Origin of the sequence: Janthinobacterium sp. PSRC1-1 (genome assembly GCF_049897525.1) — a bacterium.
Classification (GTDB): Bacteria; Pseudomonadota; Gammaproteobacteria; order Burkholderiales; family Burkholderiaceae_D; genus Janthinobacterium; species Janthinobacterium tructae.
Map to the genome: position 1 here is coordinate 204,642 of NZ_JAFCWK010000010.1, position 12,104 is coordinate 216,745.

The following is a 12,104-nucleotide window of genomic DNA, read 5'->3' on the forward strand; positions in this document are numbered from 1 at the left end:
CACGCTAGCGCGTGCTGAATGACCAGCTGCGCGTGATGTCCGCGCCATTGACTTTGCCGATGAAAGTCACGTCATAGCCGGTGTTCGCGCTCAGGGGCGCCAGCGGAATGATGGATGCGGCCGAGGCCGGCGTATGCGCATCGTTGCCGCTGGTGAGCAGGCGCACCGCCAGGTCCGCGCCGGCGCCGCGCTGGCGCACGCTGAACGCCGTCACGCTGACTGGCGTGCCGTAGTTGGCATGCACGCTGATCGGGTAGCCGACCACATCCTGGTTCGGCACGGGATCGGGCGTTTCGTTATCGCTGGAAAAACTGGCGGCTACCTTCTGCTGCCCGCTGGAGGGATAGGTGACGATCTGTCCCGCCGGCAGCCCGGGGCCATAGTTGCGGTTGCCTGCCAGGTCGGTGGTGAAATACGCGTAGCCGGCGCCACTGACCGCCGCGCCCGCGCCACCTTCCTTGAAGAGCGGCTCGAAAATGACGAAGCGGTGATAGATGGCCGTGACCAGTTCTTCGGCCAGGTAAAAGCCGGACGTGTTGCCGGCGCCGGCGATGACTTCGCCCTGCAGCGACGTGACGACGTAGCCGGCCTTGGCCAGCCGATCGCCCAGTGTGACGCCGGTAAAGCCGGGCTTGCCCTGCACCTGTTCGTGCGCCACCGTATTGTTGAGGTTCAGATAGCTGGAATGGCCCAGGGCAGCGCTGTCGATCAAGCCGTTGCGCGCCAGTGGCGACAGGCCGATCTGGCTGCGCCGGTAGTTGAACCAGTTGAAACCATCGGTGGCAATATTGTTGCTGAGGGCGGGAGCGCCTGGTTCCTGTGCCAGTTGCCCGGCCGGGGTCGAGGTGCTTTGCGCAGCATTGCTGCTGTCGCTGCTGCCTCCGCCACAGGCGCTCAACAGGGCTGCACTCAGCAGGGCGGATATCCAGCGTTTCCAACGCAGTGACGAGACAATCAAGTTGACTCCTGTATAGGTGGGCGGACAGCGGTGGGGGCCGGCGTGTTGCCCGGTAGAACGATTCTAAGGCATTTTGATCTGCCGTAGAGCATCCATGAAAAGATATGTCGCGCGCTCGTGCGCGGACGCTCCCGCCGCTGCGCAGGGTAGAATGAGCGCAGCGCGGCGTTTGCCGCTGCATTGCCTCATTCCCGCTACTTTGATTGCCCATAATTTGAACACCTTGCCCAAGTCGCGCCTGCAGCGCGCCAAATACGCCTTGCCCAGCATGGTGACTTTGCTGTCGATAGCCTGCGGCTTTGCCAGCATCGTCATTTCCGTCGATAACGCCCCGGTGGGCGATGCGGATGCCTACCGCCTGGCGGCAGCGCTGCTGGTGCTGGCCGGCGTGTTCGATGCGCTCGACGGCTATGTGGCGCGCCTGACGAACACCAGTTCCCAGTTCGGCGTGCAGCTCGATTCCATCGCCGACGTGATGAATTTCGGCTGTGCCCCCGCCGTCTTGTTGTACTGCTATGGTTTTGTGCAGATGGGCGTGCACGATCCGCTGCTGCTGCGTTTTGGCGGCATGGCCAGCTTCTTCTTTGTTGCCTGCGGCGCCATGCGTCTGGCGCGCTTCAATGTGAATGTCGGGCGCACCGACCCGCTGTATTTCGTCGGCATGCCGATCACGGCCGGTGCCGCCTGCGTGGCGGCCGTGGTGGTGGCCTGGCCGGCGCCCATCGATTCCATGCTGCACAGCTATCTGCTGATGCTGCTGCTCGTCGGTGTGGGCAGCCTGATGGTGTCGACCTTGCGTTTCCCCAGCTCCAAGCAAAAGAAAAGCCTGGCCGCGCTGCTGGTGCTGATCCTTGCCATCGCCCTGCTGGTGTGGCTGAAGACCAGTTTCTTTGCGCTGTTCTTCGCCGTCTACATCGCCGCCACCCTGCTGCTCAACCTGGCGTGGTATCTGGGCTGGCGCGGTATTGCATTACCTCAAGTATTCAACGATCCGGACGAGATCGATTAAATGCTATGCCACCTCGTGCCCGCGCGCGGCGCGCAGGATGGCGAACCAGTCGCTGCGGCTGAGCGAAAATTGCGTGCCTTCCACGGCCACGCCCACCGCTTCGATGCGGCCCGTGCCCGTCAGCGGCAGGGGGCGGCATGGCAATTGCATGATCCACGCAAACACCACGCTGGCAAACGGGCGCTGCAGCTGGTCGGCGATCTGCTTGATGACATTGCGTAAATTTTCCACATTCGCATCGCCACCCTGGAACAGGCGTCCGCCCGCCAGCGGCGACCAGATCATCGGCGCCACCCCCATGTCCTGCAAGCCGTCGAAGGTTTCGTCGAACAGGGGCGCCACGTGCAGCGGCGAGCATTCCACCTGGTTCGTGACCAGCGGGAAACGCCGGTGCAGGCACTCGAACTGGTGGCGGCTGAAATTCGACACGCCAAAGTGCAGCACCTTGCCATCTTGCTTCAATTGGCTGAAGGCGCCGGCGATCTCGTCGAAATCCATCAGCGGGTCGGGACGGTGGATCAGCAGCAAGTCCAGGCGGTCCGTGTGCAGCTGGCGCAAGGTCTGTTCCACGGAGCTGGTGATGTGCGCCGCGCTCGTGTCGTAATGCTGGATGGCATGACCGGGGCGGTGCGGCGAGAGCAGCTTGATGCCGCATTTGCTGACCAGCTCCATCTTGTCGCGCAAGCCCGGCTGCAGGGCCAGGGCTTCGCCAAATAGCCCTTCGGCACTGTAATCGCCATAGATATCGGCGTGGTCGAAACTCGATACGCCCAGCGCCAGGCATTGCTCGATGAAGGCCAGGCGCTGCTGCGCCGACATATTCCACTCGCCGATGCGCCACATGCCGGCGACGATGCGCGACAGTTCGGGGCCGTTGGCACTCAAACGGCTGCGCGGTGCTTGCAGGCTGGCGGGAAATACATGGCTCATGGGCTGGCTTTCTGATGGTGGCGTGAAGGGATACGCCACGATTATAGCCAGCTACGCTGCAGCATGCTGTGGAGAAAGCGGCGGCGAGACAGACGAAAAAAATGCCCGCAACATCTGCGGGCATTTTTCATGGAATACAAGAAGTAATTACTTCATCCACAGACGCATCGAATCCCAGGCGCGGCCGAAGATCGTGGCCTGGTTGATGGTTTCCAATGCCACGACAGGCAGTTCCAGCAGGACCTTGTCGTCGACCATCATTTTCAGTTTGCCCACAGGCGCATTTTCAGCCAGTGGCGCGACCAGCGGGTCCTTGCGTTCCAGCACCGGTTTCATCTTGGCAGCCGTGCCTTTTGGCACGGTGACGAGCACATCGCGGGCGAAGCCGATTTTCACGGTGCTTTTCGAGCCCTTCCACACTTCCGGCGTGGCCACGGCCTGGCCCTTCGAGTACAGCTTGACCGTATCGAAGTTCTGGAAGCCCCAGTTCAGCAGCTTCTGGCTTTCCTGCGTACGCGCCTGGTCGGAGGTGGTGCCCAGCACCACGGAAATCAGGCGGCGCTCGCCGGTGCCGCCCGGACGGCGGGCCGAGGCGATCATGCAATAGCCGGCCGCTTCCGTGTGGCCCGTCTTCATGCCATCGACGGTCGGGTCCAGCCACAGCAGGCGGTTGCGGTTAGGCTGTGTGATCTTGTTGTACGTAAAGCTTTTCACGGAATCGATTTTGTAGAATTCCGGGTAATCGGCGATCACGCGCTTGGCCAGCACGGACAAGTCTTGTGCGGTGGAATAGTTATCGGGGCTAGGCAAACCATGCGGATTGGCAAAACGCGTGTTTTTCAGGCCCATGCGCTGGGCTTCGCGGTTCATCAGCACGACGAAGGTGCCTTCATCGCCGGCAACGGCTTCAGCCAGCGCCACGGCGGCGTCGTTACCCGATTGAATCATCAGTCCATGCAGCAAGTCGTCGATCGACACGGGCGTGGCCGGGTCGATGAACATCTTCGAGCTGCTCGAATCGACTTTCCAGGCGCGCACGGAGACATTCACTTTTTGGTCCAGCGCCAGTTTCTTTTCGCGGATGGCGGCAAACGTCAGGTAGGCCGTCATGATCTTGGTCAACGATGCCGGTTCGATGCGCGCATCCGGATCTTGCGAAGCAATGATCTGGCCACTGGTAGCATCAAGCAACAGCCAGGACTTGGCGGCGATGGTCGGGGCTGGAACGCTCTGGGCGAAGGCGGCGGATAGGAAAAGTACACTGGAGGCCAGTGCCGCTAAGAGTTTTTTCATGGAGGCTGGTCTGCGAAAAAGATGAAGGCTGAGGGCCATGCCGTTGCTACTTGCATGGCCGCGTGGAAAAAACGGATCAATTATAGCCGTGGAGGCGGTAGTAAGCCCACACTTCAATGATCATCTGCTGCTATTGCGGGTTTGTCACCATGCCACAGCGCAATCACGAGGTTCTTGATATGGTTGAGCTTGCGGTGGAAAAAGTGGTCGGCGCCGGGGATCACGATCACGGGAATGTCTTGTGGACGGGCCCAGTCGAAGACGGCGGACAGGGGAATCGTGTCGTCCAGTTCGCCGTGGATCAAGATGCTGTCGGCGGGAATGTCGGCCATGGCCCACTTGCCAGCCGCGCTGCCGATCAGCGCCAGGCGCTCGACCGGCGTGCCGGCGGCGGCCAGGCGTTCCTGCAGTTTCGACTGCACGAAGGTGCCGAACGAGAAGCCGGACAAGGCCACGGGCAAGCCCGGATACAGGCCGACCATGTGTTCATACAGCAATTGCATGTCGTCCGTCTCGCCCACGCCATGGTCGTGCACGCCTTCCGAGGCGCCCACGCCGCGAAAGTTGATGCGCGCCACCACGTAGCCGAGGGCGACAAACGCGCGCGCCAGGGTTTGCGTGACCTTGTTGTCCATCGTGCCGCCGTACAGTGGGTGCGGATGGGCAACGAGGGCGATGCCGCGCGGGGTGTCTGCCGGGAAATCGAGCAAGCCTTCCATGCTGCCTGCATGGCCGGCGAGGGTAAATTTTTCCGAATTTCTGTTCATGATGCTCATACTGGTGGCATTCTCTTAAATTGGCATTAAATCTTGAGGCGTTCGACGATCTTGCCGCCCACCAGGTGCGTATCGATGATTTCATCGATATCGCTGGTGTCGACATAGGTGTACCAGGTCGCTTCCGGGTAGATGACTAGCAACGGGCCTTCTTCGCAGCGGTCCATGCAGCCGGCCTGGTTGATGCGGATCTTGCCCGCGCCATTCATGTCGAGTTCCTTGATGCGGCGCTTGCAATGCTTTTGCGCCGCTTCCGCGCCATGGTCGCCGCAACTGTTGCGGCCGTCTTCACGTTTGTTCATGCAGAAAAAAACGTGGCGTTCAAAATACGGTGCGTCGCTCATACTATGCTCCTGCTGATTCATCAATGCGCCATGATAGCGCTTATGGGTGGTCTTCGCGACGCTGGCGCTGCACGTCCTCCTGCCGGTTCAGGCGGTGCGAGGGCAGGCACAGGAACCACAGGGCCATGAACGGCCACAGCAAGGCGAGGAATTGCGCCGCGCCATTGAAGTTGAGGAACTTGCCTTGCACCCAGCCTTGCAAGGTCGACATGAAATACGGGTTGATCGGCGTCGTATTCACCATCACCAGGCTCAGCAGCAAGGTGGCGGCCGCGATGCGGCGCTGCGCCACATGCGGCGCGAACGCCAGGCCACCGAGCATGATCAGGCCGATCAGGAAACCGCCCTGGGCGCCCGGCGTGATCCAGACGAAGGCGTTCTCCGGCGAAAACAGCAGCGCGCTGGCCATCGAACGCACGGTCAGGGCGGCGGCGATCAGCGTCAGCATCAGGATGGTGCGCGGCGCTGCGCGGCGCAGCAGGCACAGCAAGGTGAGCACGGCGCCCGTCATGCCGCACGCCGTGATGATGGTTTCTGATAGCCAGTATTGCTCGACCGTCAATATCACATCGGGACGCAGGTAGGTGGCCAGGTCGATCTCCATGCCCACCAGGCGCGACAGCCAGTCCGACAGGATCGGCAGCAGCTGGCCCAGGCCGAACAGATAGCCTTGCGGATAGATCTGCGCCAGCGGCCACAGGGCCACCAGCACCAGGCCCTGGCTGGCGTGCTGGGCAAACCAGCGCTGGCGCACGCGGTACAGATGGCTGTGGTCGAGCAGCTTGCGCGCCGTCAGGGCGCCGATGATGGAACCGATCAGGCAGCCGGCCGAGTTCGTATAAAAGTCGAGATTCGACGACACGCGGCTGGGCAGATAGGTTTGCACGGCCTCCATGCTGCCGGAAATCAACATGCCGCACAGGCTGGCGACGATGACGGCAAAGAAACCCGTGATCCTTGGAAACAGCGAATACACGATCAAGGCGCCCAGCGGGATGTAGCCGACGACATTGATGCCCACGTCAAAGCCCGTCCAGTAACGGGGCATGCGCGTGTTTTCCAGGAACGTCAGCGGCGACAGGCCATTGCTGTGCCAACCCGTGAACGGGAACCAGCTGGCGTACACGATCAGGAAGACGTAGGCGAGCAGGGTCGCGCGCGACACGGGCGACGAGCGGACAGGCGGCAGTGGCGCGGGCGGGCTGGCGGGAGCTGCGGGGTCGGTCATTGTGCTGCGGTCACTCTTTCGACAGGTTCAGCGTGCCCAGCCAGGCCAGCAGGTCGGCGGCGATGGCGTCCGAGGCTGCCGCCAGCGCTTGCGCGCCCCCTTGCGCGTCGGCGCTGCCGGCCGGGCCGCTGCGGCTGAAGGTTTTCTGGTCGATCAGGCGGTGGCCGCGGAACAGCGAGGCGCGCAGCGACACATGGCCGCTGCTGTGCGTCTGCGTGTCAAACGCCTGCGAAAAATCATCGACGTCGATGCGCAGCAGGGGCATGCCGGCGGCCGCGTCCGTGGTCGACAGCACTTTCACGCCGCTCTGCGCCACGCGCGTTTTCAGGCGCTGGCTCAACAGTTGCAGCGGCGGCGTGTTCCAGCGGTTGTAGGCGTACGGCCGCGATTGCTGCGCATCGGCGTACAGCAGCCGGTAATACATGCGCTGGCTGTCGAGCCAGGAAGGGCCGTTGGCGTCGGCGATCACCAGCACGGGCACGGCGGGCGCCGCCGCTGGCGCTGCCGCCTGCGGCGCGGCCGGGCCGAAATCATAGAACGTGGGCACGGGGCCGCGGCTGGCGCAGCCGCCGAGCAGGAAGGCGGCGGCCAGGATCAGTGCGCCGAGATTGCGTGGGATAGGCATGCGGTGTTCTCCTTATTTGCCCGGTGCCGAAAAACCGGGCTCGCCCGGGCCGGGCGGGATGTCTGGGGCGCCGAACAAGATGCTCTGCGGCTGTTCATTGAGCGTGCTCATGGTGGTTTTCAGGGCGCGCATCGAGGAACGCGCCTCGCCGCTCAGCTCGATGACCTGCGGCAAGACTTCCAGCGATACGCCATTGGCCACCGTTTCCACCGAATTGCCGACCCGCTCGACCGTGCCATTGACCTTGTCGAGCACGCCGCCGGGCGCCTGGATATCGTTGCCCAGTTTTTTCCACGTGGCCGTCAGGTCCGACACGTTCTTGCTGGCCGTGCTGACGGCCGTCAGGGTTTGGCGTGTCTGTTCCGTCAGTTGCGGCAATTGCGTCAGGGTCGGTTCGAGCTGCTGCGGGATGGCGCCGAAAGCCTTGGCGGCCTTGCCCACTTCATTGAAAGCACCGAGCATGGCGGCCTGGTTGTCGGGGCTGAGCAAATTATTCACCTTGTTGGTGATCTGTTCGGCCTGGTCGAGGATGCGCTTGCCGCGCTTTTCCAGCTGGTCGAGCAAGCCGGCGCGCAGGGGGATCAGCGAAGGCTTGTCCTTGCTGGTGCCCAGCAGCTTGGAACCCACCTGCTCGTCGTCGAGCTGGATGTAGGCGATGCCTGTCACGCCCTGGTAACCGAGGCTGGCAAAGGTCGTGTTGGTGACGGGCGTATCGGGCGCCACGCTGATATGCACGAGGATTTGTCCCGCCTTTTGCGTGTCGAAGTCGATGGCGTCGACCTTGCCCACTTCCAGGCCCCGGTAGCGCACGGTCGCCTGCGGGTTCAGGCCCGGCACGGACAGGGTGGTGGCGAGCAGGTACGGCACTCTTTCCACGCGGTCGCGATTGAACCAGACGCCGAACAGGATGGCGGCCACCAGCAGGGTGAGTGTAAAAAATCCCGTCATCAGGGCATGTGATCTGTTTTCCATTACGTTTCCGCTTTCTTGTCAGTGCCGGCGTCGCCGCCTGGCTGCGCGGCCGTGGCTGCCGCCTGTTTCTCGTCCAGGACGGCCAGTGCGCGCTTGCCGCGGTCGCCGAGGAAAAATTGCTTGATGAACGGGTGGTCGACTTCGATCACCTCGCGCGTGGGGCCGATGGCGATCACGTGTTTTTCCGCCAGCACGGCGATGCGCGAGGACAGGGCGAACAGGGTGTCGAGGTCATGCGTGACCATCACCACCGTCAAGCCCAGTTCGCGGTGCAGCGACTGGATCAGGGATACAAAGCTTTCCGACAGATCCGGGTCCAGGCCCGCCGTCGGTTCGTCGAGGAACAGCAGCTTCGGTTCCAGCGCCAGGGCGCGCGCCAGAGCCACGCGCTTGATCATGCCGCCCGACAAGTCCGACGGCATTTTCAGCGCATGTTCCGGGCCCAGGCCCACCATGTTCATCTTTAATAATACCGCGTCGTGCACCAGCGCTTCGGGCAGCACGTGCAATTCGCGCATCGGTTGCGCCACGTTGTCGAACACGGTCAGGGCCGAATACAGGGCGCCTTGCTGGAACAGCATGCCCCAGTGGTTGCGCAATTGCTGCAACTGGTCCGAACTTGCCTTGTTGATATCTTCGCCAAAGACTTTGACGCAGCCGCGCGCCGGATGTTCCAGGCCCAGCATCTGGCGCAGCAGCACCGTCTTGCCCGTGCCGGAACCGCCCACGATGGAGAGGATTTCGCCCCGTTCGATTTCCAGGTTCAAGTCCTGGTGCACGACAGTGCGGCCGAACTTGGTCCACAGATTGGTGATTTCCACCACGGGCGCGTCGCCATGCAGGTTGAACTGGCCTTCCTTGCCCGTGCCACAAGCGATATCGGTGTCGTCCGCCATCAGTAGCCCACTCCATTGAAGACGATGGCGAACACGGCGTCGGCCAGGATGACCACGGTGATGGCCGTGACGACGGCGGTGGTGGTGCCGTGCCCCAGACTTTCCGTATTGGCCTTGATGCGCAGGCCGAAGTGGCAGGAGACAAGGGCGATCAGCATGCCGAAAATCACGCCCTTGCCCAGGCCGATCATGTAATTGGCCAGCGGCACGGCGTCCGGCAGCTTCTGGATGAAGTAGCGCGCCGACAGATTCAATTCCACCTTGGCCGCCACCATGCCGCCGATCAGCGCGGCCGTATCCGTCCAGATGACGAGCAGGGGCATGGAAATGGCCAGGGCCAGCACTTTCGGCATGATCAGGCGGAAACCGTGTGAAATGCCCATCACCAGCATGGCATCGAGCTCTTCCGTGACGCGCATGACGCCCAACTGCGCCGTGATGGACGAACCCGAACGGCCAGCCACCAGGATGGCCGCCAATAACGGCCCCAGTTCGCGGATGACGCTCATGCCCAGCAGGTTGACCAGATAAATGTCGCCGCCAAAGGCGCGCAGCTGCTGCGCCGACAGATAGGACAGCACGACGCCGATCAGAAAGCCGACCAGGGCCGTGATGCCCAGCGCCTGGAAGCCCGCATGGAAGATATTGGCGGAAATTTCACGCCACGGCCCGCGCATCGGATGGCGCGCAAAGCGGCCGATATCCTGCGTTACCTGGCCCACGAGGGCAATAAACCCCTTCAAATGTTCGAAAAACAGCAGGATGGCCATGCCCAGCTTCATCACGGGCGTGAGGCGGTTGGCGCGCGAAGGCGGCGTCTCCAGTGGGCCCGTCTCTTCGATGCGCCGGAAAAACTCTTCCTGCGACGGCGCCAGGGTCAGCTGCGCGGGGCGCTGCTTGCCCCAGGCATTCCAGAACAGCTGGGCGCCGATATGGTCCATGCTGTCGATCGACGACAGGTCCCATTGCACGGTGGTGTCGCCCTGCAAGGGCTTGAGCTGGGCGTCGATGGCCTTGATGGCATTGTCATGCGCCAGCGCGTGCACCTGCCAGGTGCCGCTGGCAGTGACAAGGGCTCCCTGTTGGGAGCTGGTCTGGGAGAGGGTCAGTTTCGGCGATTGTACAGTCGGCATCATGCCAGTTTAAGGGAGAATGGCGCAGACCGCCACCGATGTTCAATCGTCACGCTTTCAGGAGGCCAGATGGCGCGCCTGCCGCTGCGGTATTGCCGCCTCCAGGTGCGCCTTCGGCTGGTCGCTGGTTTTGGCGTGGTTGGCCGCTTGCGCGCCGCCCGCATAGTCGCTGGCCACGAGGGCATTGGCCTCGACCGTGCTCATGCCGCGCGTCTGCAGCCATTGCGCCACCAGCTTGGCCAGGCGCTCCATGGCGATGCGGTGCGTGGCGTCCGTGTGGGCGTACAGCCAGTTCGAAAAGTCCATGAAGTTTTCAAATGGCGCATCGCCCAGCATCCATTGCACCGTATTGGCGAAGCGGCCCGAGTTGGCGACCAGGTCCCAGTAGCGGGCGAAGCGCACCAGGCGCTGCATGCTCATGAAATCGAGCTGTTTATTCGCCAGGATGGTGTACGGCGGGTGCGGGTCGAACACCATGCCGTAATTTTCCGTATGGCGGATGATGGGCGTGCCACGCAGGCGTTTCAGGATACCGAACTGGATTTCATGCGGTTTCAAGGCCACCAGCTTGTTGAAGCCGGCCGCAAAGCTCGCTTCATCCTCGCCCGGCAAGCCGGCGATCAAGTCCACGTGCAAGTGGGCGTTTGATTCTTCGCACAGCCAGCGGATGTTATCGGCCGCCTTTTGATTGTCCTGCTTGCGGCTGACCAGCGCTTGCACGTCCGGATTGAAGCTCTGGATGCCGATCTCGAACTGCAGTGCGCCGGGCGGGAACTTGCTGATGCCTTCTTTCAAGGCATCGGGCAGATGGTCGGGCACCAGCTCGAAGTGGGCATAGATCGGGTCGTCCGGATTGGCCTCGATCTTGTCCAGAAAGAACTGCATGATCTTCAAACTGGTCTTGATGTTCAGGTTGAAGGTGCGGTCGACGAACTTGAACAGGCGCGCGCCGCGCGCATGCAAGGATTCCATCTCGGCCAGGAAGTTCTCCAGCGCGAAGGGCCAGGCCGTCTTGTCCAGCGCCGACAGGCAAAATTCGCACTTGAACGGGCAGCCGCGCGACGCTTCCACGTAAATCGTGCGGTGGCGGATATCGTCGTCTGTATATAGAGCGTAGGGCAGCTGCAGTTCCGCCAGCGGGGCTTGCACGCCGGCATGGATCTTCATCAGCGGCTTGGGGCCGTTGAGGATCTCGCCGCACAGCTTGGGGAAGGTGACGTCGCCCCAGCCCGTGATCAGGTAGTCGGCCAGCTTGACGATCTCTTGCTCGCCCGCCTCGTGCGACACTTCCGGCCCGCCCAGCACGATGATGACCTCGGGCGCCACGCGCTTGAGCATGGCCACCAGCTTGGTGGTTTCCTCGACGTTCCATATATATACGCCAAAACCGATGATGCGCGGCTTGTTGAGGAGGATGCGCTCGACCAGTTCCGTGGTTTTCGTGCCGATGACGAATTCCTGCAACCGCGTCTGCGCTTGCAGCGGGCCCATATTGGCCAGCAGATAGCGCAATCCCAGCGAAGCGTGGGTGTAGCGGGCGTTCAAAGTGGAGAGCAGGATGGTCATGACAGGTGCGGATCGAGGAAAAACAGCCATTTTACGCTGCACGCGACGATTTCTCTGGATAAAGCTTGCTTCCTGGGCTGGAGTTGGCTATAGTTCGCCTCCCCAATGAGACGCAGTCAAATGCGGCAGTTGAGGATCACCGGAAACGGCGATGAGCAGGAAAAGAAGGAGTTGACGGATGTAGTGAAATGCTTCATACTCTTCCTTCTTCGCAGCTGACAAACACAACGCTTTGTCGATAGCGCGAAAGCAGTAACCGAATACCGTTCTTTAACAATTAACAGTCGATAAGTGTGGGCATTTGATGTAAGTGCAGCGTCAATCTTCGGATTGGCGTCTAACTTAAAATATCAAATGTTCACAAGAAATAATGA

The 12,104-nt window shown here is 61.9% G+C and carries 12 protein-coding genes; 1 reads left to right on the forward strand and 11 read right to left on the reverse strand.

The features are described from left to right. Positions 1-4 precede the first annotated feature (4 nt). Positions 5-958 (reverse strand): CAP domain-containing protein, encoded by a 954-nt coding sequence (locus tag ACP7DW_RS21305; RefSeq protein WP_426056408.1) that lies wholly within the window; start codon positions 956-958, stop codon positions 5-7. A 238-nt stretch (positions 959-1,196) separates the two neighbouring features. Between ACP7DW_RS21305 and pssA the strand changes: the two genes are divergently transcribed. After that, entirely contained in the window at positions 1,197-1,967 is a 771-nt protein-coding gene (gene pssA / locus ACP7DW_RS21310) for a CDP-diacylglycerol--serine O-phosphatidyltransferase (protein WP_289952685.1), read from the forward strand. Between the two features lie 3 nt (positions 1,968-1,970). Here pssA and ACP7DW_RS21315 read toward each other — a convergent pair whose 3' ends face one another. From ACP7DW_RS21315 to ACP7DW_RS21360, 10 genes are all read right to left on the reverse strand, one after another. Continuing rightward, entirely contained in the window at positions 1,971-2,897 is a 927-nt protein-coding gene (locus tag ACP7DW_RS21315) for an aldo/keto reductase (protein WP_426056407.1), read from the reverse strand. Between the two features lie 147 nt (positions 2,898-3,044). Next, positions 3,045-4,190 carry a D-alanyl-D-alanine carboxypeptidase family protein gene (locus ACP7DW_RS21320; RefSeq protein WP_426056406.1) on the reverse strand — a complete coding sequence of 382 codons (1,146 nt, stop codon included), beginning with the start codon at positions 4,188-4,190 and terminating at the stop codon, positions 3,045-3,047. Between the two features lie 113 nt (positions 4,191-4,303). Further along, positions 4,304-4,957, reverse strand: coding sequence for an alpha/beta hydrolase (locus ACP7DW_RS21325; protein WP_426056405.1), 654 nt, complete (start codon positions 4,955-4,957; stop codon positions 4,304-4,306). A 35-nt stretch (positions 4,958-4,992) separates the two neighbouring features. Next, positions 4,993-5,310, reverse strand: a complete 318-nt coding sequence (locus ACP7DW_RS21330; protein WP_034781335.1) for a (2Fe-2S) ferredoxin domain-containing protein — start codon at positions 5,308-5,310, stop codon at positions 4,993-4,995. Between the two features lie 40 nt (positions 5,311-5,350). Next, positions 5,351-6,538, reverse strand: coding sequence for a VanZ family protein (locus ACP7DW_RS21335; RefSeq protein ID WP_426056404.1), 1,188 nt, complete (start codon positions 6,536-6,538; stop codon positions 5,351-5,353). Between the two features lie 10 nt (positions 6,539-6,548). Next, positions 6,549-7,163 (reverse strand): ABC-type transport auxiliary lipoprotein family protein, encoded by a 615-nt coding sequence (locus tag ACP7DW_RS21340; protein WP_426056403.1) that lies wholly within the window; start codon positions 7,161-7,163, stop codon positions 6,549-6,551. Between the two features lie 12 nt (positions 7,164-7,175). After that, positions 7,176-8,135 (reverse strand): MlaD family protein, encoded by a 960-nt coding sequence (locus ACP7DW_RS21345; protein WP_426056402.1) that lies wholly within the window; start codon positions 8,133-8,135, stop codon positions 7,176-7,178. Then, a complete protein-coding gene (locus ACP7DW_RS21350; protein WP_426056401.1) occupies positions 8,135-9,031 on the reverse strand; it encodes an ABC transporter ATP-binding protein in 897 nt (298 codons plus the stop codon). The genes ACP7DW_RS21345 and ACP7DW_RS21350 overlap by 1 nt, the downstream gene beginning before the upstream one ends. Beyond that, positions 9,031-10,164 carry an MlaE family ABC transporter permease gene (locus tag ACP7DW_RS21355; protein WP_426056517.1) on the reverse strand — a complete coding sequence of 378 codons (1,134 nt, stop codon included), beginning with the start codon at positions 10,162-10,164 and terminating at the stop codon, positions 9,031-9,033. The genes ACP7DW_RS21350 and ACP7DW_RS21355 overlap by 1 nt, the downstream gene beginning before the upstream one ends. Positions 10,165-10,221: 57 nt before the next feature. Further along, on the reverse strand, positions 10,222-11,730 hold the full coding sequence (locus ACP7DW_RS21360; protein ID WP_426056400.1) for a DUF4080 domain-containing protein: 1,509 nt from the start codon (positions 11,728-11,730) through the stop codon (positions 10,222-10,224). Positions 11,731-12,104: the final 374 nt, after the last annotated feature.